Annotated in this window: 18 protein-coding genes and 2 pseudogenes; 8 read left to right on the top strand and 12 right to left on the bottom strand. The window is 68.9% G+C overall.

All coding sequences use genetic code 11. From position 1 onward, the window contains the following. Positions 1-267: 267 nt before the first annotated feature. The 4 genes and pseudogenes from ACSDR0_RS36940 to ACSDR0_RS36925 form a co-directional block, all read right to left on the bottom strand. Positions 268-525 carry a transposase gene (locus ACSDR0_RS36940; protein WP_435293595.1) on the bottom strand — a complete coding sequence of 86 codons (258 nt, stop codon included), beginning with the start codon at positions 523-525 and terminating at the stop codon, positions 268-270. Positions 526-602: 77 nt separating this feature from the next. After that, complete coding sequence (locus ACSDR0_RS36935; protein WP_435293594.1) at positions 603-1,964, bottom strand: extracellular catalytic domain type 1 short-chain-length polyhydroxyalkanoate depolymerase; 1,362 nt, start codon at positions 1,962-1,964, stop codon at positions 603-605. Positions 1,965-2,082: 118 nt separating this feature from the next. Further along, the gene (locus tag ACSDR0_RS36930; protein WP_435293625.1) at positions 2,083-2,490 is read right to left on the bottom strand and encodes an RICIN domain-containing protein; all 408 of its coding nucleotides are present in this window, start codon (positions 2,488-2,490) and stop codon (positions 2,083-2,085) included. A 423-nt stretch (positions 2,491-2,913) separates the two neighbouring features. Next, a pseudogene (locus ACSDR0_RS36925) lies at positions 2,914-3,869 on the bottom strand (alpha-L-fucosidase); the annotation flags it as partial. A gap of 889 nt (positions 3,870-4,758) precedes the next feature. Here ACSDR0_RS36925 and ACSDR0_RS36920 point away from each other — a divergent pair. The 3 genes from ACSDR0_RS36920 to ACSDR0_RS36910 all read left to right on the top strand — a co-directional run bounded on the left by ACSDR0_RS36920 (position 4,759) and on the right by ACSDR0_RS36910 (position 8,608). Continuing rightward, complete coding sequence (locus ACSDR0_RS36920; protein WP_435293593.1) at positions 4,759-6,633, top strand: ricin-type beta-trefoil lectin domain protein; 1,875 nt, start codon at positions 4,759-4,761, stop codon at positions 6,631-6,633. A gap of 124 nt (positions 6,634-6,757) precedes the next feature. After that, entirely contained in the window at positions 6,758-8,212 is a 1,455-nt protein-coding gene (locus ACSDR0_RS36915; RefSeq protein ID WP_435293592.1) for an arabinofuranosidase catalytic domain-containing protein, read from the top strand. 243 nt (positions 8,213-8,455) lie between these two features. Next, the gene (locus tag ACSDR0_RS36910) at positions 8,456-8,608 is read left to right on the top strand and encodes a hypothetical protein (protein WP_435293591.1); all 153 of its coding nucleotides are present in this window, start codon (positions 8,456-8,458) and stop codon (positions 8,606-8,608) included. A gap of 122 nt (positions 8,609-8,730) precedes the next feature. Here the strand turns inward: ACSDR0_RS36910 and ACSDR0_RS36905 are convergent, their stop codons facing one another. Then, positions 8,731-9,756: a LacI family DNA-binding transcriptional regulator gene (locus tag ACSDR0_RS36905; protein WP_435293590.1), complete on the bottom strand. Its 1,026-nt coding sequence runs from the start codon at positions 9,754-9,756 to the stop codon at positions 8,731-8,733. A 314-nt stretch (positions 9,757-10,070) separates the two neighbouring features. On the opposite strand from ACSDR0_RS36905, the gene ACSDR0_RS36900 reads away from it, so the two are divergent. The 4 genes from ACSDR0_RS36900 to ACSDR0_RS36885 all read left to right on the top strand — a co-directional run bounded on the left by ACSDR0_RS36900 (position 10,071) and on the right by ACSDR0_RS36885 (position 14,880). Then, positions 10,071-11,336, top strand: a complete 1,266-nt coding sequence (locus ACSDR0_RS36900) for a sugar ABC transporter substrate-binding protein (RefSeq protein WP_435293589.1) — start codon at positions 10,071-10,073, stop codon at positions 11,334-11,336. Between the two features lie 120 nt (positions 11,337-11,456). Then, complete coding sequence (locus ACSDR0_RS36895; RefSeq protein ID WP_435293588.1) at positions 11,457-12,320, top strand: carbohydrate ABC transporter permease; 864 nt, start codon at positions 11,457-11,459, stop codon at positions 12,318-12,320. Further along, positions 12,317-13,135 carry a carbohydrate ABC transporter permease gene (locus tag ACSDR0_RS36890; protein WP_435293587.1) on the top strand — a complete coding sequence of 273 codons (819 nt, stop codon included), beginning with the start codon at positions 12,317-12,319 and terminating at the stop codon, positions 13,133-13,135. The genes ACSDR0_RS36895 and ACSDR0_RS36890 overlap by 4 nt, the downstream gene beginning before the upstream one ends. Before the next feature lie 50 nt (positions 13,136-13,185). Continuing rightward, positions 13,186-14,880 carry an amylo-alpha-1,6-glucosidase gene (locus tag ACSDR0_RS36885; protein WP_435293586.1) on the top strand — a complete coding sequence of 565 codons (1,695 nt, stop codon included), beginning with the start codon at positions 13,186-13,188 and terminating at the stop codon, positions 14,878-14,880. On the opposite strand, the pseudogene ACSDR0_RS36880 reads toward ACSDR0_RS36885, so the two are convergent. Both ACSDR0_RS36880 and fxlM read right to left on the bottom strand, forming a co-directional pair. Beyond that, positions 14,881-15,030: pseudogene (locus ACSDR0_RS36880) on the bottom strand (IS630 family transposase); the annotation flags it as partial. A 422-nt stretch (positions 15,031-15,452) separates the two neighbouring features. Beyond that, positions 15,453-16,625, bottom strand: a complete 1,173-nt coding sequence (gene fxlM, locus ACSDR0_RS36875) for a methyltransferase, FxLD system (RefSeq protein ID WP_435293585.1) — start codon at positions 16,623-16,625, stop codon at positions 15,453-15,455. A gap of 257 nt (positions 16,626-16,882) precedes the next feature. Between fxlM and ACSDR0_RS36870 the strand changes: the two genes are divergently transcribed. Beyond that, positions 16,883-17,338 carry a hypothetical protein gene (locus ACSDR0_RS36870; RefSeq protein WP_435293584.1) on the top strand — a complete coding sequence of 152 codons (456 nt, stop codon included), beginning with the start codon at positions 16,883-16,885 and terminating at the stop codon, positions 17,336-17,338. A 337-nt stretch (positions 17,339-17,675) separates the two neighbouring features. Here the strand turns inward: ACSDR0_RS36870 and ACSDR0_RS36865 are convergent, their stop codons facing one another. The 5 genes from ACSDR0_RS36865 to ACSDR0_RS36845 all read right to left on the bottom strand — a co-directional run bounded on the left by ACSDR0_RS36865 (position 17,676) and on the right by ACSDR0_RS36845 (position 23,249). After that, positions 17,676-18,104 (bottom strand): VOC family protein, encoded by a 429-nt coding sequence (locus ACSDR0_RS36865; RefSeq protein WP_435293583.1) that lies wholly within the window; start codon positions 18,102-18,104, stop codon positions 17,676-17,678. Between the two features lie 50 nt (positions 18,105-18,154). After that, entirely contained in the window at positions 18,155-20,404 is a 2,250-nt protein-coding gene (locus ACSDR0_RS36860; protein ID WP_435293582.1) for a SulP family inorganic anion transporter, read from the bottom strand. A gap of 72 nt (positions 20,405-20,476) precedes the next feature. Continuing rightward, positions 20,477-22,039 (bottom strand): hypothetical protein, encoded by a 1,563-nt coding sequence (locus tag ACSDR0_RS36855; protein ID WP_435293581.1) that lies wholly within the window; start codon positions 22,037-22,039, stop codon positions 20,477-20,479. Between the two features lie 183 nt (positions 22,040-22,222). Next, complete coding sequence (locus ACSDR0_RS36850; RefSeq protein ID WP_435293580.1) at positions 22,223-22,789, bottom strand: YbhB/YbcL family Raf kinase inhibitor-like protein; 567 nt, start codon at positions 22,787-22,789, stop codon at positions 22,223-22,225. Between the two features lie 166 nt (positions 22,790-22,955). After that, the gene (locus ACSDR0_RS36845; RefSeq protein ID WP_435293579.1) at positions 22,956-23,249 is read right to left on the bottom strand and encodes a hypothetical protein; all 294 of its coding nucleotides are present in this window, start codon (positions 23,247-23,249) and stop codon (positions 22,956-22,958) included. Between the last annotated feature and the right edge of the window lie 94 nt (positions 23,250-23,343).

The following is a 23,343-nucleotide window of genomic DNA, read 5'->3' as shown; positions in this document are numbered from 1 at the left end:
CAAGATTTGACGTCGCGCCGGAGCACCTGACATGGGAGCGCAGGGGTCTTCCCGGACGGACCGGGGCGGTGTGCGCCCAGGAGCGTCCCAGAGGCTTTCCCGGACGGGCCGGGCGCGCGTCCCGGGGGTTCCCCGGACGGGACGCGCGGGCCGGAGGCCCTACGGGCCGGGACGGTGACGGCACGTGCGGGACGCGCGGGTCAGTGCGACTTTTCTCGCTACTTGGCATCGCTTCGGCAGCTGACCTGGCCCGAGTCGCTCAGGTTTTCAGGCAACTTGGCACCAATTTTTCATCCAAGTTGGCCCGGGGCGTTGTGGAGGCGTCGATCGGCGCGCGTTTGTGATCAATTCCGTCTCGATCGGGGCGCATCGCAGCAGCCAGACGATCTGTTCCTGTCGACGCCAGGAACAGATCGTCTGGCTGCTGATGTCCAGGTCATGGGCCACGTCGGTGACCTTGCGGCCCGCCTCAGCGAGATCCAGTACCTTGCGCCGGAACTCCGACGGGTAGCCACGCCGTCCCATGCCACTCTCCTTTCAACGAGTGGCACAAGAATCCAAGAACCCGCCTCCACAAGACCAGGGGCACACCACGGACGGTGTCAGGCTCGGGTCCACTGCTGGTTGGTGCCACCGTGGCAGGTCCAGATGTGCAGCTTGCTGCCGTTGGCGGTGCCGTACCCGGACACGTCCAGGCACTTGTTCGCCCCGACCGCGGTGATGGTGCCGTCGGCGTTGAGACGCCACTTCTGGTTGTTCTGCCCGTTGCAGTCCCAGATGATCACGGCGGTGTCATCGGCCGTCCCGGCGCCGTTGACGTCCAGGCACTTGCTGCCGTACACCCGCAGTTCACCGGTGCCGGTGGAGGTCCACTGCTGGTTGGACCGCCCGTTGCAGTCCCAGATCTGTGCTTGTGCGCCGTTGGCCTGCGAGGCGCCGCTCACGTCCAGGCAGCGTCCCGATCCGATGCCCTTCAGCGCGCTGCTCGTGCCGCCCGAGGGCGACGGCGAAGGCGAGGGGGTGCCGCCGCTGTCGAGGCCGAGGAAGGTGATGGCATAGGCGAGTTGGCCGCTCATCGGCAGCTGGTGGCCGACCCCGCTGATGCTGATCCCCTCCACCGTGGCCTGGGCCGAGGTGACGCCGTACCTGGTCCGGGTCCAGTTCGACTGCGGACGGTCGGTGAACGCCGGGGTCTGGCTCAGCCCGTGCAGGTTCGTCCACTGCTTGATCTCTTCGCCGAAGTTGTTGTAGTGGAGCGTCGTGTCCGTGCTGCCGTGCCACAGTTGCATCCGAGGCTGACGGCCGGTGTATCCGGGATACATCGACCGGGCCAGGTCACCCCATTGCTGCGCCGTTTTGATCACTTGCCCGCCCGAGCACTGGCCGTTCCACAGCGACCCGTTCGTGGTCGCGAAACACCCCGCGGGAACTCCGGAGAACGCCGAACCGGCGGCGAACACGTCCGGATACTGAGCGGCCAGCACGTTGGTCATCATCGCCCCCGAGGAGAACCCGCTGACCACGATCCGCTCCGGGTCCACGTTGTAGCGCTGTCGCGCCCAGGCGACCATCGCCATGACACCGGTGGAGTCGCCGCCGCCGTCACGCCGCAGCGCGGCGGGGGTGGACACGTCGAAGCATTTCTCGCTGCGGGTGACCTCCGGCACCACGATGACGTACCCGTACCCGTACCCGTACCCGTACCTGTCGGCCGCGGTCACGTAGTCGCGCCCGTTGCCGTTGAAGATCGCGCCGGCCGACCCGCCGCAGTAGTGGGTCAGCACCAGCAGGGCGGGCCGTGCCGCGACCCTGTCCGGTACGTAGACGTACATGTTGAGGTTCGTTGGATTGGTTCCGAAATTCGTCACCTGGGTCAAGGCTGCGGCGGATGCCGACGGTAGCCCGACGAGGGCTCCGGCGGAGGCCAGGCACAGGACGACGGCCGCCAGCACCGCTCTGATCATGCGTTCCACTCATTTGCCTTTCGTTTCCGGTCGACCCGTGGCGGCCGCCCACGCCGGTTGGACCCGCCGCTCTCGTCCAACCGGCGCGGGCGGCCGGGGATGGCGCCCTATCGCAGAGTCAGGTCCGCGTCCACTTCTGGTTGTTGCGTCCGTGGCAGGTCCACAGGATGGCCCTGGTGCCGTTGGCGGTGCCGGCGGCGTTGGCGTCCAGGCATTTACCGGACTGCACGCCGGTGATGCTGCCGTCGGCGTTGAGGGTCCACTTCTGGTTGGCCCCGCCGTTGCAGTCCCAGATGACGACCTGGGTGCCGTCGGCGGTTCCCTGGTTGCTGGCGTCCAGGCACTTGTTGCCGTAGACCCTGAGCTCCTGGGCGGGGGTCGGTGTCCACTGCTGGTTGACCTGATCGGCGATGCAGTCCCACAGCTGCACCTGTGCGCCGTTGGCCTGGGAGACGTTGGCGACGTCCAGGCACCTACCGGCGTTGACGTTGCGCCACGGGCCGCTCGTGACGGCAGGCGTCTTCATCGGCCCGTTGAAGGTCAGCTTCACCACGTACGCCAGCGCCGAGTACGGCTGGCTCGGCATGCCGATGTGCAGGCCGGTGGCGTCCTGGGTGCGAGTGGGCAGGTTGGTGTAGGTGCCGGCGGTGTTGCCGATCAGCTCGGCCTTGCTCAGATTGGACAGATCCATCCGCCCGCCGGCCAGTGAGGCGAGGTTGAGGGTCGAGCCCGGCCAGCCCAGCACGGTCGCGTACAGCACGGTGTTGTCCTTGCTCCGGGTGTAGCGGACGTCCTGCGCGGTGCCGGCCCACGGCTCGACGAAACTGCCGCCGCCCATTTTCGTGGGGCCCTCGCCGTAGGTGGTCCAGGCGCGGGTGGAGTAGATCGACTCGCCGTTGCGCTTCAGGTAGGCGCCGATGGCGCTCAACAGGTCCTTCTGCGTCTGCGGGATCGACCCCTCGGCCCTGGGCGAGATGTTCAGCAGCATGTTGCCGTTCTTGCTCACCCTGTCGATCAGCGAGTGGACCAGCGCGGCCGCGCTGTAGTACGTCATCGTCGGGGAGGACCAGGACGGATTGCTCACGGCGTCGTCGGTCAGCCAGTAGGGGGACTGGATGCCGGCGGGACCGCCGCGTTCGTAGTCGTACACCTCGCCCTTGGTGTTGAAGCCGTCCTTGTAGGTGGCGACGACCTCCTTGCCCCATGCGTTGGCCTGGTTGTAGTAGTACGACAGGAAGTTCAGCCGCTTCGACTCCTCGACGAGGTAGAGGCCCCCGTCCTGCCAGATCATGTCCGGCTGGTACTTGTCGACGACCTCCTTCAGCTTGTCGTACCACAGCTGCTGCTCCTGGGCCGAGCTGAGCTGCCCGTACAACTTCCTGAGCGACGCGGTGGGCTGGGACGGCACGTGGTCGTAGTAACCGGTGAAGTTGTACAGGTGATGCATCGAGACCATGTACTTCAGGCCCTTGGCCCGGACCGCGTCGGCGAACAGGTCGACCAGGTCGAGCCTGGGGCCGCGGTCGACGGAGTTCCACTCGTTGACCTGGCTGTCCCACATGGAGAAGCCGTCGTGGTGCTCGGCCACCGGCTCGGCGAACTTGGCACCGGACTCCGCGGCCAGCAGCGCCCACTCGTCGGGGTCGAAGCTACCGCCGGCCGACTTCAGCTTGGGCGCGAACTGCACCCAGTTGCCCGCCTTGTTCCGCGCGCCGTCGATGAAGTTGTGATACGGCCACGCCGACGGGTCATCGTAGACGCTCTTGTGATGGTTGTTCTCGCTGGAGCCCGGGTGCGCGGATACCACTCGGTGCCGTACTCGGGCGTCGCGAAGGCACCCCAATGCCAGTAGATGCCGAACTTCGCGTCCTGAAACCATTCGGGAGAGGCCGGATGCTGATCCACCGACGCCCATGTGGGTTCGTAGACGGCGGGGGCGGCTTCGGCCGGCTCCGTCACCGGGGAGAGGGTAAGGAGGGCCACGGTGAGCAGAGCGGTTCCGGCCAGAGCGACCCGATTGCGTAACCGCGACAGTTTGGTGGGGGGCACGCTGGCTCCTGTCGGTGTGCGGTCGTATCGATTCGATCCCGTGAGGACCTCAGGGTAGGAGTCGGTCTTCCGCTGTCAAGGCGGCTCTTTCTGCGTCAACCATGGCTGGTGCCGGTGGCGATGATCATGAATGGTCGACAGCGGCGACGGTCCCGGCGTTTCGACAGGCAGACGTGGAGAGCCTTTCCTGGCGCAGGTCTCGCGGGCAGGCACTGCGGGCAGGCACAAGCTTCATGTGAGAGATGAAAGTTTCATACTTATCGTGCGTCAGGGCGACGGTTTTTGCTACCTAAAACCTTCCTAACTGGAAGAGAGGGTTGCCCGTGATGCGATTGTCGCTCTTGACGGCGGTGGACGTCCAGGTGAGAGCAGGAAAAGATCAACGTATGTAGCGAACGAGCTTGTGTGTTCATGGATAAGCCTGCTTAGCAGGATCCTTAGGTATGCCTAAGAGGGAATCCGGCAAATCGGGGCAAATGCCCGATTGTCGCCGAGATGATGCTCGGCCTGCGACTGAACCTGGGCGGCTGTAGCGGGACCGGTGGCCGACGTTCGGCGGGAGCGGGCAGCGTTTGAAACCATGCGTTTACCTCCGTAACACACGTTATTGACATCACTAACAGCGAGATCTAGGCTGCGGTCGAATCGATTCGATAGAGGACATCCCGGGTTTCGCGCCCCCTCCCCCCACGAAGCCATTCCACTCACCTGTGCACCCAGCACCCACGAGTGAGGAGAGTCCGAGATGAACGTTGGCGACATCCTCCGCCGAGCCCGACTGTGGCGTTCCACGCCATCGCTTCCAGCCCATCGACCCCACCCTTGCGCGTCCGAGGAGTCAGGCGCGGACATCGCGCCCGGCAGGCGGCACGGGAGCCGCCGCGCGATCGCCGCCTTCCTCGCCGCCGGCGCACTCGTCGCGGGCCCCGTCGTGACGTCCGCCACGCCGGCCCAGGCCGCCGACCAGGCCATCGCCGTCGACTTCTCCGCCGGCGGCGGTACTCCGACCTACCGTGCCTCCGGCTGGATCTACGGCATGACTGAGAACGCGTCGGGCCCGCCCGACCAGTTCTTCACCGACGTGAAGTTCCGGTACATGCGGGCCGGAGGGGCACAGCTCGACAGCCCGGGCGGCTGGGTGTCGGGCAAGTACGACCGCCGGTGGAACGCCACCCGCGCCCAGTTGCTGCGCACCCGGTCGCTGGGCGGGGAGTTCATCTTGCTCGTCCACGACCTGTGGGGCGCCGACGGCTACCCGATCTCGCGCTTTCCCGGCGACAACGGCAACTGGACCGACTACGACAACTTCCTCACCCGCCTGATCAACGACGTGCAGGCCACCGGCGCCCCGGTGCAGTGGGACCTGTGGAACGAGCCCAACATCACGTTGTTCTGGAACCGCCCCCACTCCCAGTACTTCGAGCTGTGGCGACGCACCTACCAGCGCATCCGGGCCGCGTTCCCGGCGCATCTCATCGTCGGGCCGAGCTGCGCGTGCGTGCCCTCCACCGGCCACGCTTTCTGGAACCAGTACCTGGACTACGTCAAGGCCAACAACGTGGTGCCCGACATCATCAGCTGGCACTCCCTGCCCGGCGACCCGGTGGCCAACGTGGCGGCGGCCGACACCACGTTGAACTCCCGTGCCATCGCGCACCCGCGGCCCTACCAGATCAACGAGTACGGGGCGTCCAACGAGCAAAACCCCGCCGACGGGTCCTGGTACATCGCACGCCTGGAGCGGGCCGGCGCCGACGGCCTGCGCGCCAACTGGGCGGGCGGCGGAAACCTGCACAACGACCTCGGCAACCTGCTCGTGCGCAACTCGGCGGGCCAGTACCAGCCGAAGGGCGAATGGTGGGCCTACCGCTTCTACGGCTCGCAGAGCGGCCAGATCGTGTCCGTCACCCCCAGCGCCTCATACGACGCGTTCGCCACCAAGGCGGCCGGGACGGCCAAGATCCTGGTCGGCGGCGGCACCACGACCGGCAACATCGCCGTCAACCTGCGGCGCCTGGAGGCCACCAGCGGCATCGTGCAGAACAACCAGGTGCGGGTCGTCGCCGAGCGCATCCCCCACAACGGCGGAGGCGCCGTCACGGCTCCGGTCACCGTCCAAAACTCCGTGGTGACCCTGTCGGGCAACGCCACGACGGTCAACCTGCCGCACACCGCCATCGATGACTCCTACACCATCACGCTGCTGCCGCCCTCCTCCGACCCCGGCAACGGGCCGACGTCGGTGGTGCGCAACGTCAACGCCGGCCGGTGCCTGGACGTGCCGAACGCGACCACCACCAACGGCACCCAGCTCCAGCTGTGGGACTGCGGCACCGGCAACAACCAGCAGTGGACCCTGACCTCCGCCAAGCAGCTGCAGGTGTACGGCAACAAGTGCCTGGACGCCAACGGCCAAGGCACCGCCAACGGCACCCAGGTGATCATCTGGGACTGCAACGGCGGCACCAACCAGCAGTGGAACGTCAACGGCGACGGCACCATCACCGGCGTGCAGTCCGGTAAGTGCCTGGAGGCGAGCAACTTCGGGACCGGAAACGGAACCAAGGTGCAGCTGTGGTCCTGCACCGGCACGAGCAGCCAGAAATGGACCAGGAGCTGACCCGGTGACCGGCGAGGATCGCCAGAGCCTGTAAGGAATCCGTTTCTTCGATGAGCCGCGCCTTCGGAAGTCGCAGGACGACCCGCACATCCGAAGGACGCGGTCCGGCAAGAAGAGAGGCATCATGCCCCTAACAAGCGTGAGAAGGGCGCTCGCGGCCGGTGCGAGCGCGTTGATCGCCGCCGCCTGCCTGGTCGGCGCCGGTACGGCTCAGGCCGCCACCACCGGCCCGTGTGACATCTACGCCTCGGGCGGCACGCCGTGCGTGGCGGCGCACAGCACCACCCGTGCGCTGTACGGCGCCTACAACGGCCCGCTGTACCAGGTCAGACGTTCCTCGGACAACACCACCCGCGACATCGGCGTGCTGAGCGCGGGCGGAGTGGTCAACGCCGCCACCCAGGACTCCTTCTGCGCCAACACGACCTGCGTCATCACGATCCTCTATGACCAGTCCGGCCGCAACAACCGTCTCACCCAGGCACCGCCCGGCTTCTGGCCCGGCCCTGCCCCCGGCGGATGGGACAACCTCGCCGACGCCAAGGCGGCCCCGATCACCATCGGCGGCCAGAAGGCTTACGGCGTCTACATCGCTCCCGGCACCGGCTACCGCAACAACAACACCAACGGTGTGGCGACCGGCGACCAACCCGAGGGCATCTACGCCGTCGTCGACGGCACGCACTACAACCAGTGGTGCTGCTTCGACTACGGCAACGCGCAGACCGATGGCCAGGCCGACGACCGCGCCATCATGGAGACCGTCTACTTCGGCGCCAACAAACAGTGGGGCTACGGGGCCGGAGCCGGTCCCTGGATCATGGCCGACCTGGAGTGGGGACTCTTCTCCGGGGTCAACGCCGGCTACAACAACCTCGCGCCCATCAACCACCGCTTCGTCACCGCCGTCGTCAAGGGTGAGCCGAACCACTGGGCGATCCGGGGCGGCAACGCCCAATCGGGCGGCCTGACGACCTACTTCGACGGGCGGCGTCCCAACGGATATCACCCGATGAAGAAGGAAGGCGCCATCTTGCTCGGCATCGGCGGCGACAACAGCGTCTCGGGCCGCGGCACCTTCTACGAGGGCGTGTTGACCTCCGGCTACCCGACGGCGGCCACCGAGAACGCCGTACAGGCCAACATCGCCGCCGCCGGCTACGCCCCGGCGGGCGGCGGCACCCCGCAGCAGAACGTCCAGATCGTCGGCGGCCAGTCCAGCCGGTGCCTGGACGTGCCGAACTCGACCACCGCCAACGGCACCCAGCTCAACCTCTGGGACTGCGGCAGCGGCACCAACCAGCGCTTCACCCACACCTCCGCCAAGCAACTGCAGGTGTACGGCAACAAGTGCCTGGACGCCTACGGCCAGGGCACCGCCAACGGCACCCAGGTGGTCATCTGGGACTGCAACGGCGGCACCAACCAGCAGTGGAACGTCAACGGCGACGGCACCATCACCGGCGTGCAGTCCGGTAAGTGCCTGGAGGCGAGCAACTTCGGGACCGGAAACGGAACCAAGGTGCAGCTGTGGTCCTGCACCGGCACGAGCAGCCAGAAATGGAGCCTGCGCAGCTAACCCGCCGACACGCGGAAGGTCTGGACTCCATGCGGACCTGGCCGCGCCGGCCTTCGCGGCGGCGACGGCTGTGAGGGGCCCAGCGGCGAGATCCTTCTCGCCGCCGGGCCCATTGTTTGCGAATCGATTCGATGAGCTGGAGAGCGCGCACCTCCACCGGCAGGCCTTGACGGTGTGGGCCGACAGCACCGGCACGGGCGACGCGGGCGAACGGCTGCCAGGGCTGGGCCGCATCGATTGACGATGGGGGAAGAGCCTGCGGTGGCGGTCGGCGAGATCACGTCGGCTGCCGTCAGGCTGATGTCGAAGCTGGTCGTGGTCATCCCGGCGAAGATCGCCGCCGAGGGCGTCGTCACCGTGTTCCGAGCTCGGTGCGACCTCCCACCCGCTGCTTGAGGCGTGAACGCCGGGTCAAGGGATCCGGAGGTATCGGCGTAATCGTGGGGCCGCGTCCGCGCCATGTGGGAGGGCCCGGCCCTGACCTGTGCTGACCTGCGGGTCAGCGCGGTGCTGGTGGCTCAGGCGGGGCTGGCGCGGGGGCGCGCCGGTCCGGTCGACTCGCGTAGCGAGATCGGCGGGGCGGCGAGCATCTGGCGATGCGGGAGGCCGGGATCGGCGATGCGCTGGATGAGCAGTTCGACGGCGTGCGCGCCCAGCTCGTCGGCCAGGATGTCGGCGGCGGTGAGCGGCGGGTGCAGGTTCTCCGCCCAGCGCCGGGCGGCGACCCCGGTGAGCGAGAAATCGCCGGGCACCGCGAGATGGGCGTGCGCCAGCGCGCGGTGCATGCCGGGCATGGCGGCCTCGTTGAGGGTGGCGATGGCGGTCAGCTCGGGGTGTGTGACCAGCAGCTTCTCGACGCAGGCCCGTCCAGCCTGGGCGTCGTCGGCACAGCAGACCTGCACGCCCTCCAGGCCGCGCTCGGCGATGGCGCGGGTGAAGCCGAGCTGCGCCCGATGGCCGGGGCCGTACCCGGCGGCGACCAGTTCGGCCGAGCGGTTGATCAGGGCGATGTGACGATGGCCCAGGTCGGCCAGATGGCGTACACAGCGGGCTATCAACGTCTCGTAGTCGATGTCCACCCAGGTCATCTCGTCAGGCCGGCTGGTGTGGCCGATGCCGACGAACGGCAGCCCGACCTCCGCCAGGCGGGTGACCCGGTCGTCCTCCAGCCGGATCTCCATGAGGATGACCCCGTCGACGCGGGCACCGGTGGCCACGCGCTCGAACGAGCGGTCGTGTTCCCCGCCGGACGGCGAGAGCAGCACGTCGAGGTCGGCGCGTGCGGCGGCGTCGACCACGCTGGCCACGAAGCCCAGCTGGACGTCGGTGAGGCGCTGGCTGGCCGGGGGGATGACCAGTCCGATGGTGCGTGTCCTGCCCTCTTTGAGCGCTCTGGCCGCGGCGTTGGGGCGGTAGCCGAGCTCGTCGACGACCGCCTGGATGCGCCGCCGGGTCACCTCCGCCACCGGCCGTTTGCCGCTCAACGCGTACGACACCGTGCTGCGGGATACGCCCGACCGCTTGGCGATCTCTCCGATGTTCACCGGCACTCCTCAGCGGACTTGGCTACGACGCCTCCCCATAGTAGATGGAATCGGTTCGCCTAGAGGAGTCACGACCTGACCAGGAAGAATGGCTTTCCGGGCGAGGAGATCCCGAATGACCCATTGACGTGCATATGACATCGCCTTAGGTTCAGTCGAACCGATTCGAACAATCGGTTCGACATCGAGCGGAAACAGGCGTGTGACGCCGGTCAACGGAGGCCGGCACCGTGCGATCAACGAACTTCCCCATACCCACATCACCTGCCCCCGAAAGGACGGCCGGATCCATGTCGGCACCGAGATCAGCAGGATTGAGCAGGCGCACGCTCGGCGCGGGCCTGGCTCTCCTGGCCGCCAGTTGCCTGGTCGGCTGTTCGACCACCTCCTCCACCGAGGGCGCTGCGGGCACTGCGGCGGCCCCCAGCCAGGCGGCGGGCGGCGGAACATACACCATCTGGGACCCTTATCCGCAGTACGACAAGACCTCCGACTGGGTGAAGCTGCTGGACACCTGCGGCACCCAGGCCGGTGTGACGATCGAACGCACGGGCTACGACACCACCGACCTGACCGGCAAGGCGCTGCTCGCCGCGCAGCAGGGCAACGCCCCCGACGTACTCATCGTCGACAACCCGGTGGTGTCGACGCTCGCCGAGGCCGGCGTGCTGACCACGACCGCGGAGAACAAGCTCGACATCTCGGCGATCTCGCCCAACCTCATCGCGGCCGGGCAGAGCGGCGGCAACACCTACGGCGTCCCGATCGGGGCCAACACCCTGGCGCTTTACTACAACAAGGCGGTGCTCGACAAGGCGGGGGTGGACATCGCCTCCGTCAAGGACTGGGCCTCGCTGACCGCAGCCCTGGAGAAGGTCACGGCGACGGGCAAGAAGGGCATCACGTTCTCCGCCATCGGCACCGAGGAGGGCAGCTTCCAGTTCCTGCCCTGGTTCTGGGGTTCGGGCGCGCAGCTCACCAAGCTCGACTCGCCGCAGGGCGTGTCGGCGGTGGCGCTGTGGACCGACTGGCTGAAGAAGGGGCTCGCCCCGAACTCGGTCATCAACAACACGCAGACCACCAGCTGGCAGGAGTTCGCCAGCGGCGAGTACGCCTTCGCCGAGAACGGCACTTGGCAACTGGCCAACGCCAAGGAGGCCGGCTTCGAGTACGGCATCATCCCGGTGCCGGCCAAGGACGGCGGAACCGCAGCGGCGCCCACCGGCGGCGAGTTCGTCAGCGTCCCCGTCCAGCAGGACACGGCGCGCTACGCCACCTCCCAGAAGCTGGTGACGTGCCTGACCAGTACCGACAACTCCTTCGCCACGGCGACGGCGCTGTCGTACATCGCGCCCACCGACCAGGTCCAGACCCGGCAGAGCACCGAGAATCCCGAGCTCGCGGTGTGGGTGGAGGCGGTCAAGGCGGCCAAGGGTCGTACCGGCGACGACCTCGGCACCAAGTATCCGAAGATCTCCGAGCCGATGTGGGGCGCGGTGCAGGCGGCACTGAGCGGGGCCAAGCGCCCCGAGCAGGCGATGACCGATGCGCAAACCGCGGCGGCAAGCGCGATCCAGTAGGCCCGGATCATGAGTCGAATCACCCAGGCACCCACCCGGCGCCCGGCTCCTGCCAACGGTGGCCCCATCCCGAACGGATCGGGCCACCGGAAAGCGGCCCGACGGGGGTCGGATCGGTGGGTGGCATGGGGCTTCCTGGTACCGATCATCGTCTATCTACTGGTGTTCTACGCCTACCCACTGTTCCGCAACGTGGAGCTGAGCCTGCGCGACTACACGGTGCGCTCGTTCGTCCAGGGTGACGCGCCCTTCACCGGGTTCGCCAACCACGTCGAAGTGCTCAAGGACGCCACGTTCGGGCCCGCGCTGTGGCAGACCGTGGTGTTCACCGTGGTGTCATTGGCCTTCCAGTTCACCGTCGGACTCGCCCTGGCCCTGTTCTTCGTCAGGAACTTCCCGCTGTCGGCGACGTTGCGCGCCCTGTTCCTGGTGCCGTGGCTGCTCCCGCTGATCGTGTCGTCCTCGACCTGGGCCTGGATGCTCAACAGCGACTCCGGCGTGGTGAACGCGGTACTCGGCGCGTTCGGGGTCGGCCCGGTCAACTGGCTGACCTCGCCGGACTGGTCGCTGTGGTCGGTGATCGCCGCCAACATCTGGATCGGCGTCCCGTTCAACCTGGTGATCCTCTACTCCGGCCTCCAGTCGATCAGCCCTTCCGTCTACGAAGCCGCCGCCTTGGACGGCGCGTCGGTCTGGCAGCGGTTCTGGAGTGTGACCTTCCCCCTGCTGCGCCCCGTCTCGGCGATCACGCTGCTGCTCGGGCTGGTCTACACGCTGAAGGTGTTCGACATCATCTGGATCATGACCAAGGGCGGGCCGAGCGGCTCCTCCACGACCCTGTCCACCTGGTCCTACCGGCTGGGTTTCGGGAACCTGGTGCCGTCCTTCGGCCCGGGAGCCGCGGTCGGCAACATCCTGATCGCGATGGCGCTGGTCTTCGGGTTGTTCTACATCCGCCTCCAGCGAAGGCAGGACCTCTCATGAGCACCCCGCGCCGCTGGTGGAAGACCGTGATCGGGCTCGCGCTGACCGGCGTGATGCTGTTCCCGGTCTACTGGATGATCAACGTGTCGTTCACCCGGGACCGGGACATGCGCAAGAGCCCGCCGTCGTGGTTCCCCGTACACGGCACCCTGGACGGCTACCGCGCGGTCCTCGACCAGCAGCTTCCCTACCTGGGCATCAGCCTGGTGGTCGGGCTGGGGACGGTGCTGCTGACCTTGGTAATCGCGGCCCCGGCGGCGTACTCGCTGGCCAAGCTGCGCCCGCGCGGCGGTGGCGCGCTGAGCTTCGTGCTGCTGATCGCCCAGATGATCCCCGGGATCATCATGGCGATGGGCTTCTACGCCATGTATCTCAACCTCGGTGTGCTCAACACACTCCCCGGGCTGATCGTGGCCGACTCCACCCTCGCGGTCCCCTTCGCGGTGCTCATCCTCACCACGTTCATGTCCGGGATCCCGCACGAACTCCTCCAGGCCGCCCGGGTGGACGGCGCCGGAGCCGTGCGGACCTTCTGGTCGATCGTCCTGCCGGTCAGCCGCAACGCGATCATCACGGTGTCGCTGTTCGCGTTCCTGTGGGCGTGGTCGGACTTCATCTTCGCCAGCACGCTGGACAGCGGAGGAGACCACCAGCCGATCACCCTGGGCATCTACCACTACATCGGCAACAACAACCAGCAGTGGAACGCGATCATGGCCACCGCCGTCGTCGCGTCGATACCCGCAGTCGCTCTCCTCGTCATCGCACAGCGCTACGTCACCGCCGGCGTGACCGCGGGCGCCGTCAAGGACTGACCGGGCTCTCCTCCCACCCGAAACCTCCCACACGAAAGGACCATCCCTTCATGACCGCCGCCGCCACAGGCCCGGTGTTCTCCCTGCAGGAAATCCCGTTCAGCTTCCGCGGGTCCTGGTTCGGCTTCTCACCGGTCATCGGCGAGAACACCTACGCCCAGGACGTCCACCTGGTCTCCCACCAGACCGGCATGCACCCGATCCTGCGGCTGGTCCCCACCGCCGACAGCGTCGTCACCGCCACCCCGCACCAGCTCACCTGGGACTGCGCCCCCGGGCGGATCGACCTCGCCTACGAGAACACCGACACCGTGCGGGTGCGCGGACGCGGAGTCGACCTGCGACTGCTGGCCGCCGACCCGGTCCTGACGCCATTCAGCGGTCCCTACTTCTTCCAGGACCCCCGGGACGGGTCCGCGGTCTTCACCGTCTACCAGACCGGGCGCCGCTACCGCGTCACGCTCCTGGCCGGGCGGATCACCGAACACCTGGGCGCGCAGGAGCTCGGCACCACCGAGCGGGGCGTCGTGGTCACCGGGGACCGGGACGCGTGGGAGATCGCCATCGAGGAGTTCGAGACCGCCCGCCCCCCGTACACGAGCGAGTACGGCTTCGAGCAGGTGGTCGGCGCAGCCCGGCGCGACTACGAGGAGTACCTCGACACCGTGGCGCCCTGGCGGGACGACCGGACACCCGCCGCCGAACTCGCCGTCTACGTGCTGTGGTCGGCCACCGTACGCACGGCGGGGTTCGTCACCCGTCCGGCGGTGCTGATGTCCAAACACTGGATGGACAAGGTGTGGAGCTGGGACCACTGCTTCAACGCGATCGCCCTCGCCGAGGGGCTGCCCGCGCTGGCCTGGGACCAGTTCCGGCTGCCCTTCGACCACCAGGAGGCCACCGGCGCGCTGCCCGACTCGATCACCCACTCCGAGATCCTGTACAACTTCGTCAAGCCACCCATCCACGGCTGGGTCCTGCGGCATCTCCCGCCAACACCAGGAGAGGAACGAGCCGACATCTACCGCCTGCTTGAGCGGTGGACCACCTTCTGGCTCACCGCCCGGCGCGTGCCCGGACACGAACTGGCCCACTACCAGCACGGCAACGACAGCGGATGGGACAACGCGACCACGTTCGCGCCCGAACGCGTCGTCGAGACGGCCGACCTGGCGTCGTTCCTGATCCTCCAGATGCGCACGCTCGCCCGCCTGGCCACCGAACTCTCCCTGCCCGGCGAGGCGGCCCGCTGGTCGCAGGCGGCCGACCGGATGCGCGAGGCGATGCTCGCCCAACTGTGGCGCGACGACCGGTTCGCCACCCGGAGCGCGAGTTCGGAGGAGACCTGGACCAGCAGCAGCCTGCTCGACCTCATGCCGATCGTGCTGGGCGAGGAGCTGCCCCAGCACGTCCAGACGGCTCTGGCCTCCAGGATCAAAACCCACCTGACCGAATACGGACTCGCCACCGAACTGCCGACCTCACCGCACTACCAGGACGACGGCTACTGGCGCGGCCCGATCTGGGCCCCTTCGACAGTCCTGATCGAGGACGGCCTCCGCCGGGCCGGCCAGACCGTCCTCGCCGACGAGGTCAGCGCCCGGTTCCGCGCCCTGTGCGAGAAGTCGGGATTCGCGGAGAACTTCGACGCCCGCACCGGGACGGGGCTCCGTGATCGCGCCTACACCTGGACGGCCAGCGCGTATCTCATCCTGGCCGCCGCCCACATACGCCGGGTTGGGTGATCACGCGGTGAGTGGAAGGGGGCGTCCGCCGAAGCGGATGCCCTTTTCGCTGCGGACGCGGGCGCGTTCTCGGCGTTGGGCGGCCAGGGGGTGGCGGGCGCCTGCGTTGCGCCAGCGCAGATAGCCGTGCAGGACCCGGGTCTGCACCGTGAACCACGCCGAGATTGCTGGAGGATTTGCCCGCGCGCACGAGCTGAGTGCCGAAGGTGTGTCGTAGTACGTGCGGGCCGAACGGCTCGGCCGGGTTGTTGCTGGCCGTCGCATTCTGGCGGCGCGTCGCCACCGAGATCGCTGGTGACGCGTGGACGGGGGAACGCCAGCCGGTGCCGAACCGGCCCGACGTTCCCCCGGACGTGTGGATCTCCTTCACCACTGCCTGACCAGGTATCAAACGGGAACGTAACCGACGGGGCCCGTGGTGAGCGTGCCCCGCCTCTACGTCAGGAAGATCACGAGACGCGAGTGACCTGGGAACCGCGATCTATGACCGGGAGTCGCAGCGCTGCTGGATCCCGGCCATGAGCGCGGGCCATCTTCCCTGAAAAGGGGCCAAGTATCGAGAAAAGTCTCAGTCAGAGGTCTTTCCAGGACAGGGCGAGCGTGGTGTGGCGCTTGCGGATGAGCAGCCCGCCGTCGGGCGGGTCACCCCGGTAGGCGTCGATGCGCAGCCCCGTCGTCATGGGCCTGTCCGCCATGTCCCACGCCTGGATGTGGGCGACCATCTCGCGCGCCAGCCGTATCCTGTCCGGTCCGTGGCCGCGCGCGATCAGGGTCCCGTCCGGTGACGGCTCCAGCAGGCAGAGGCTGTCGCGCTCGACGATGCCGACGGCCATCCTGAACCCCGTCATGTCGAGCGGGGGTGAGGCCAGCCAGCCGGGCCGCGCCTCCGAGATCGTGCACCAGCGGGGCTCGTGCACCGCCAGCCACAGGCTCAACCCGTCGAGGAGCTGGGAGAGGCCGACGCTGATCTCGGTGGACAGCTCGACCACGGGCCCGTCGAGCGCCCCCAGCACGTCACCGATCTCGCTCGCCTCGGGCAGCGAGATCGTCAGATCGGACTCCCGGTCCAGCACCAGGGTCGTCTCTGGGCCCGCGAAGGGCCCGCGCATCCGCATGAACCCGCAGGGCAGCACCGAGCGGCTCGTCCAGTGCCCGTTGTCCCGCTCCATCGCCACCGAGCGCTGCACCCCGCGCAGGTCCAGCGGGGCGACGAGACGCCCGCCGGGCGCGAGCTGCTCCAGCCACGCCGGGGCGAGATCCCACACCCCGACGGTGGCGATCACCCGGTCGTAGGGCGCCTCGGGAGGGAACCCCTCGGAGCCGTCGCCGCACACCAGCCTCACCTCCGGGTGGCCCGCGACCGCCAGGTGCTCCCCGGCCGGCGTCATCAGGTCGGGGTCGATGTCGACGCTCACGACCAGGCCCTCCGGTCCCGCCAGGTGGGCGAGCAGGGCGGCGTTGTAGCCCGTGCCCGTCCCGATCTCCAGCACCCGCTGCCCCGGCTCCACGCCGAGCTGGTCGAGCATCAGTGCCATGATCGCAGGCTGGGAGGAGGAGCTGATCGGATAGCCGTCGGCGTCGCGCTTGGTCACGATCGCGTCGTCCTGGTAGACGGCCTCCGCCGCGAGCTCCGGCAGGAACACGTGGCGCGGTACCGTTCGCATCGCGTCGACCACGACCTCGCTGATTCCCCGCGCGCTCACCTGCGAGATCAGCGCTTCCCGTAACGCGTGCCACTCAGCCATCGCCGACCTCCGTGCCGTATGCGTAGTGCCCTGAGTTATATGCCCCCGCACATGTCGAACCTCCCCGTGGCGCGTTGCCGCCCGATGCCCCGTCCGGAATCGGGCGGGAAAGCGCACGGGTCCCGGGGGCCGTGACGGTACCCCTCATACGAGTGTCGCGCAACGCCCCCGCAGGCGCCGCGCAACGCCTGTCACGGCCAGGAATTCTGAGCTCCAACTGACGGTGGATGTCAGTGGTACGGGCCTACACTCCCGGTATGAACAGCGATTTCGACTTCCTGCACGGCAGCTGGGACGTGGTCAACCGCAGGCTCGTCAACCGCCTGAGCGGGAGCGACGAGTGGGAGGAGTTCCCCAGCGTGGCGGTCTGTCACGGCTTCTTCGAGGGGGCCGGCATCTTCGACGAGATCGTCTTCCCCACGAAGGGGTTCAGGGGGGCGACGCTGCGGATCTTCGACACCCAGCGCGAGCGGTGGGCGATCTACTGGGTCAACAGCGAGTCCGGCACTCTCCAGGCGCCCGTCTTCGGCACGTTCACCGACGGGAAGGGCGTCTTCTACGGCGACGACTTCCACGAGGGCACGCCCATCCGGATGCGGTTCGTGTGGTCGGAGATCACGCCGGTATCGGCCCTGTGGGAGCAGGCCTTCTCCGCCGACGGGGAGAAGACCTGGGAGACCAACTGGACGATGGCCCACACCCGCCGCGCGTGACGGGCCGGTCCTCCCCACTCTCCGGCGGCGGAACGGAAGTCCGGGCACCGCCCCACGTCGTCCATCGAATGGGCCGCGACGATCTCGTTCGACACCGCGCTCGTCCGTGACCCGCGCCGGGCCCGTGACCCGCGCCGGGACGGAGACCCGTGCCCGCGCCGGGATGGGGACCCGTGAATCGGCCCGGGCACGGGGTCCGGGCGGGTGGAGGGCGGAATCGGCCGCCCTCCACCTCCGGCCCTGGGAGCGTGGACCGCCGTCCGGCATTCGGGGGACGGAGCCGGACAGCCATGAATCTAGGCGTCCGCCAACAGGATGTATGCGTAGAAATGCATGCTTACTGCAGGCAGAACTCGTTGCCCTCCGGATCGGTCATGACGGTCCAGTACTCGCCGTTCTCCTCCGCCGTGCGGACCTCGACCGCGCCCAGGGCGGCGAGCCGCCCCACCTCCGCCTCCACGAGCTTGCGGCGCTCCTCCAGCGGCGTGCCGACCGGGCCGCCCACGTTGAGGTCCAGGTGGACGCGGTTCTTGGCGGTCTTGCCCTCGGGCACGCGCGCGAAGTAGACGCGGGGGCGCCCCTCGGCCGGATCCACGATGGCCGACCAGTTGGAGCGCTGCTCCTCGGGGATGCCCTGGGAGTCCTCCCAGGCCTCCCAGCTGCCGAACCCCTCGGGGGGCGGCTGGAGGCGGTAACCGAGGGCCTTCGCCCAGAAGGCGGCGAGCGACGGCGGATCGTGGGCGTCGAAAGTGATCTGGATCTCCATGGAACTCCCTATGCCCACTCGGCGAGGATTCTGGCCTCCTCGGGATCGCTTCAGAGCGGACGGCTCGCGATCGGAGGGTGCTCCAGCAGGTGCACCCGGGCGGTGCCGATGTCGAAGTACAGGCCGACCAGCTCCAGGTGCCCGGCGCGGAACAGCCGGTCCACCTGCGGATAGGTCCGCAGGTTCTCCAGCTGCTGGATCACGTTGACCCGGCAGAGGCGGTCCAGCGGCCCGTCGTCCTCACCGGCGCTCTCGCCCGCGATGAACCGCGCCAGGGTGTGGTTGCCGTGGCGCAGCCAGCGGCCGAACGCGGGCAGGCCCGCCGCCTTCTCACCCCCGCTGAGCAGCGCGGCCATCGCCCCGCACCCCGAGTGCCCGCAGACCGTGATGGTCCGGACGTTGAGCGTGCCCGTCGCGTACTCGATCGCCGCCGCCACCGAGTCGTCCGCCGGCACCGACCCCAGCCGGGGCACCAGGTTGCCGATGTTGCGGACGGTGAACAGGTCGCCGGGGCCGCTGGCGGTGATCAGGTTCGGCACGATGCGGGAGTCGGCGCAGGTGATGAAGAGATGCGAGGGCTCCTGCCCGCGGGCCATGTCGTGCAGGAGGGGGCGGACCAGCGGCGCCGTACGCCGGTGGAACTCCCGGGCCCCGGCCAGCAGGTCGGGCACGGCGGGGCTGTCGTCGCGGGGCGCGAGCCGGGCGGCGACCAGCGGCTGACGGCCCGTCCGCTGCCCGTTGCGCCGGTGGGACCAGGGCAGCCACCACCGGTCGGGAGCACGGGGCGGGGTCTTGGCGGGAAACATCCGGACCCCGCTGGCCGCCATGGAGTACCACTCGTCGTGGATCTCGTCGATGTCCACGGTCCCGCCGCCGCGCTCGTGCTCGTTCCGCCAGTCGTGGATGGCCTCGAAGGCCGCGTTGTCCATGAAGTCGATGTTCAGGTCGAGGTCGACCGCGGCCCCCGCGGGAATGGCCCGCAGCTCCGAGGTGAGCGTGGGCACCCCCAGGAAGGTCAGCGAGCCGGCGATCACCACGTGCCAGCGGCCGTCGGGCTCGGCCATGGCCCGCACGGTCACCCGGGTGAGGCGGCGCAACGCGAACAGCGCGGCGAGGCCGAGACCGACCAGCACACCCTCGGCGAGGCCGAGCAGCACCACCCCGGCCATCGTGACGACGTACACCGGGACCTCGCTGTGGCCACGCAGGTTGCGCAGATGCCCCATGTTGACCATCTGCACGCCGATGAAGACCAGCAGCGCGGCCAGCGCCTCCATCGGGATCAGCGCGATCATCCACCCCAGCCCGACCGCGAACAGCAGGATCCAGACCCCGTGCAGGACCGTGGACCAGCGGCTGCGGGCCCCCGCGCGGACGTTGGTGGTGCTGCGGACGATGACCCCGGCCACGGGCAGCCCGCCCAGCGCGCCGGTCACCATGTTGGCCACGCCCTGGCCGGTGAGCTCCCTGTCGAGGTCCGAGCGCCTGCCGTCGTGCAGCTTGTCGACGGCCACCGAGCAGAGCAGCGACTCCACCCCGGCCAGCAGGGCCACGAGCAGCACCGACGCGATGATCCCGTGCCAGTCGCCCTTGGGCCAGACGGGGCCGGCCCAGGAGTCGAGGCTGGCCGACAGGTCGATCCTGGTGACCTCCCAGCCGAGCGCCCAGGCGGTCACGGAGGAGGCGAGCAGGGCCGCCAGCGGTGCGGGGAGGGTCCGCAGCTGCTGCGGCAGGCGCGTCCAGGCGATCAGGATCGCGATGGTCAGCAGGCCGACGAAGACCGCGTGCGTGTGGTTGTGGATGATCTGCTCGGGCAGCTCGATCAGGTTCTCGATCGCGGAGCGCTGCGGGCTCCCGCCCAGCACCACGTGCAGCTGGGCGAGGGCGATCACCACGCCCACCCCGGCCAGCATGCCGTGGACCACGGCGGGGGAGACCGCCAGCGCCGCGCGGGCGACCCGGCAGACGCCCAGCAGCAGCTGCAGGGCGCCCGCGAGCAAAGTGATCATGCAGGTGGCCCGCCAGCCGTACGTCACCACGAGGTCGGCCACCACCAGGGAGAGCCCCGCCGCCGGTCCGCTCACCTGGACGACGGAGCCGCCCATCAGGCCCCCCACCACGCCGCCCACCACGCCGGCGATGAGGCCCGCCGCCAGTGGCGCTCCCGAGGCGACCGCGATGCCCAGCGAGAGGGGCACCGCCACCAGGAAGACCACCAGGGAGGCGGGCAGATCATGCCGCAGCACGGGGGCGAGGCCACCCGCTGTCAGAACACCGTCGCTCTTCGTGTCCGTCTCCATGGGGCAGACCCTACGGTGCTGCCCCTCGCCACTCGGGCGTTTACCCGAGGCTTTTACGGAGGACGGAAAGAATCAGCGGTAATAGTCGGGGTAGTCGGGCTCCTGGGACCGGTGGTGGTTGCCTCGCGACCCGGCCCGGTCTCGTGCCTCGGTGCCGGTGGCCGCGGCCTCCGGGGCCGGTGCCGTGCCGTAGAGCTCGCCGTAGCTCGGCCAGCTCGCCGCGTCACTCCCGTTGGGAGTGCCGGGCTCCGGCCACGCGGCCGGGCTGGCAGGGCTGGCCTGCCGGGGCTCGTAGCCGTATCCGCCCGTCGCCGCCCCGCCCCGCGGGGCCACCGGACGGTCCGGAGTGGGGGGGAAGGTCCGGGAGGGACCGGTCGAGGTGGAGACCGCCGGGCTCGGACCGGTGATCGCGTCGTCTTCGATGGTCGCCCAGCCCGAGCTGACCTCGTACGAGCCGGCGGGCGGAGCGCTGTAGACCGGCGTCTGGTACGAGGAGTAGGACGGGGCGGGGTCGTCGAGGATGTCGGCGGTGTTCGCCGCCGGCCAGCCCCCCGACGAGGGACTCGTGGCCTGGGCCCACGGGTTGTCCGCCACGTTGCCGGTCTTGGGCGGCTGCGGCGGGTTGCGGTAGGAGGCGGCGAGCGGGTCGGTGGCGGCGGGGAAGCCGCCGCTGGTCGTGGGGCCCATGGGCGGCATCGGGGCACCGGCACCGGGACGGCCGCCGGTCGGGCCGGGGCGGGCGCCGGGGGTGCCGTTGCCGTTCGCCGGGCTGGGCCGGGAGCCCGCGCCGTTCGCCGCGGAGCCCGCGCCACGGCGGTTGTAGGAGCCGCCGAGCGGGTCGTTCAGCGGGTCGGGCCGGGCCGGGCCGCCCTGGGCGGGCCTGGGTGAGCCGCCGTTGCCCTGGGAGGGCTGGGCCGCGGGCTGCGAGGGCGCCCTGTTGCCGCCGCGCCGGGAACTCGCCCGGGAGGGGCGGGACTCGCCGAAGGCGCCGGGAGTGGGAGCCGCGAAGGTCACGGTCTTCTGCTCGGCCAGCGAGGCGGCCGTGGGAGCCGGGTTCGGCTGGACCGGGGCGACCAGGTCGGAGAGACCGGAGGGCAGCGAGGCGGAGGCGATGGCCGGTTCGGGAGCGGGCCTGGCCGGTGGGGCCGTGGGCCGCTGCGGGGTGTTGCGGGACGGCTGGGGCCTGGTCGGCAGCGGAGCCTGCACCGTCACCGCGTCGGCGTCGGCCCGGTCGTTCTGCTCGACGGGACGGCTCGCGCCCATCCGAGCTGCCAAGGACCCTCCGAAACCGCCCTCGTCAGCCTGGAGTCGCGTCCAGTAGTCGTCGTCGTAGTCGTCCACCTGGCCGAACTCGTTCAGGCCACGCTTGCCCCTGGAGCTCGGCGGCCGCGGCTGGCGCGGAGGCTTGGGCTCGTCGAACGGGGTCAGGTCGGGGGTGAAATGGTTCATCTTCGGTTCTCTGGTGGCGAAGTCGTCGCTGGACATGGTCGGAGTCAGCGCCTCCTTCTCCGCCATCTCCCGCAGACGCTCCGCGGGGAGTGCGCTCTCCCTGCGGTTCATCGACCGCATTCCCAGTGCCACGACGACGAGCACGAGGAGCACGACGGCGACCAGGCTTACTACGACCGCGATCATTGCACCACCCTCAAGGCCATGGCCTTACAGCGGCGCCGGTGAGATCGCGCGGCCATCGACGCGACCTGCCCCCATGCATCACCTGCGCTTGGACATTGGATCTGATTGTGTCGGACCACTATGAGCGTTGTCACACCCTAAGTGAAGAATTGGTAACCATTACTACCTCCGGTGTTTGGCCAGTCACTCGATGTGCGCCGCGGTGAGCCGTCCCCAGGCGATCGTCTTGTCCGCGATGCTCTTCAAGGTCTTGTCAAGGAGAGCTCCCTTGCGAAGATCGACCTTGCCGCCGAGCGCGTAGACAGTGAAACGATAGTTCTCCTGGGCGCCGCACGGAGGGCTATAGCCCACCTTGCCGCTCGTCGTGCTTCCTTCCACGGCTCCCACCGGAACGCTACCCTCCGGTAGCTCGTTGGTGCGCGGATCGATGTCGAAAACGACCCAATTGACCTCGCCACCTGTCCGGGAGTTGTTGTCCACCACGATCGCGACGGACTTCGTCCCCTCCGGCACACGAGACCAGCGGAGTGGTGGGTTACCGGCCGAACCCTTGCATGAGTAGTCGGACGGCAGGGGGCCGCCGTCTCTGACCCGGGGGCTGGAGACGCTGATCGGCTCCAGCTGCAACCGTTCCGTCGAGGCCATGCCGTTCGCCATGCCGCAGCCCGAGGACATGACGGCGAGCGCCGCGGCCACCGCCGCTTTCGCGGTGTGCCGCGGGCGGCGTGTAGACGTTTTCGGCTGCCCCATGCCCGATGATGCTACGCGGGTCTGGAAGATGTGCAGACCGGATCGCGAGGTTCGGTGGTGGGAAAAAAGTCGGAAATCAGCGGAAATCGAGGGACGGAAGGGGCTCGAGTGCCTTCCAAAACGAGTTTTGCCGCCTCCGGCCCGTCGCCCCTCGTTCGCCGCCGCCTCAGTCGCCGCCCAGCTCCCGATAGGGCTTCCTGAGCAGGTCGGCCAGCGGGATGTGCCGCACCTTGACCGCGGGCGGCTCAAGGGCCCGCAGCAGCAGATCGGAGGGGGCTCCGGTGGCGTCGTGCCGGGGCCGCAGGCGGTTCAGCGAGACGGCGGGGGAGTAGAAGTCTCCGATCCGCTCGTCGAAGGTTCGTCCGTCGAAGCTCCGCTCCTCGGAGGTTCGCTCCTCAGAAGTTCGCTCCTCGAAGGTCCGCTCGTTCAGTGACCTGTCGCCGGATCCGGCGTCGCCCATGTCAGCTCACCGCCCCGGGGCCGAGCCGGAACAGCTCGCGCAGCTGGTCGGTGGACAGGTCGGTGATCCAGTCTTCGCCGGTGCCGACCACGCT

The organism is Streptosporangium sp. G11 (assembly GCF_051192615.1).
Classification (GTDB): domain Bacteria; phylum Actinomycetota; class Actinomycetes; order Streptosporangiales; family Streptosporangiaceae; genus Streptosporangium.
This window is presented reverse-complemented; position numbering and strand designations above follow the sequence as displayed.

Bases quoted from the DNA above. Each gene is read 5' to 3' on its own strand.
- ACSDR0_RS36920 (WP_435293593.1), top strand. From the start codon at position 4,759: ATGAACGTTGGCGACATCCTCCGCCGAGCCCGACTGTGGCGTTCCACG.
- ACSDR0_RS36860 (WP_435293582.1), bottom strand. From the start codon at position 20,404: ATGGAGACGGACACGAAGAGCGACGGTGTTCTGACAGCGGGTGGCCTC.
- ACSDR0_RS36855 (WP_435293581.1), bottom strand. From the start codon at position 22,039: ATGATCGCGGTCGTAGTAAGCCTGGTCGCCGTCGTGCTCCTCGTGCTC.
- ACSDR0_RS36845 (WP_435293579.1), bottom strand. From the start codon at position 23,249: ATGGGCGACGCCGGATCCGGCGACAGGTCACTGAACGAGCGGACCTTC.
- ACSDR0_RS36940 (WP_435293595.1), bottom strand. From the start codon at position 525: ATGGGACGGCGTGGCTACCCGTCGGAGTTCCGGCGCAAGGTACTGGAT.
- ACSDR0_RS36930 (WP_435293625.1), bottom strand. From the start codon at position 2,490: ATGAAGACGCCTGCCGTCACGAGCGGCCCGTGGCGCAACGTCAACGCC.
- ACSDR0_RS36935 (WP_435293594.1), bottom strand. From the start codon at position 1,964: ATGATCAGAGCGGTGCTGGCGGCCGTCGTCCTGTGCCTGGCCTCCGCC.
- ACSDR0_RS36890 (WP_435293587.1), top strand. From the start codon at position 12,317: ATGAGCACCCCGCGCCGCTGGTGGAAGACCGTGATCGGGCTCGCGCTG.
- ACSDR0_RS36885 (WP_435293586.1), top strand. From the start codon at position 13,186: ATGACCGCCGCCGCCACAGGCCCGGTGTTCTCCCTGCAGGAAATCCCG.
- ACSDR0_RS36870 (WP_435293584.1), top strand. From the start codon at position 16,883: ATGAACAGCGATTTCGACTTCCTGCACGGCAGCTGGGACGTGGTCAAC.
- ACSDR0_RS36915 (WP_435293592.1), top strand. From the start codon at position 6,758: ATGCCCCTAACAAGCGTGAGAAGGGCGCTCGCGGCCGGTGCGAGCGCG.
- ACSDR0_RS36865 (WP_435293583.1), bottom strand. From the start codon at position 18,104: ATGGAGATCCAGATCACTTTCGACGCCCACGATCCGCCGTCGCTCGCC.
- fxlM (WP_435293585.1), bottom strand. From the start codon at position 16,625: ATGGCTGAGTGGCACGCGTTACGGGAAGCGCTGATCTCGCAGGTGAGC.
- ACSDR0_RS36850 (WP_435293580.1), bottom strand. From the start codon at position 22,789: ATGGGGCAGCCGAAAACGTCTACACGCCGCCCGCGGCACACCGCGAAA.
- ACSDR0_RS36910 (WP_435293591.1), top strand. From the start codon at position 8,456: ATGGGGGAAGAGCCTGCGGTGGCGGTCGGCGAGATCACGTCGGCTGCC.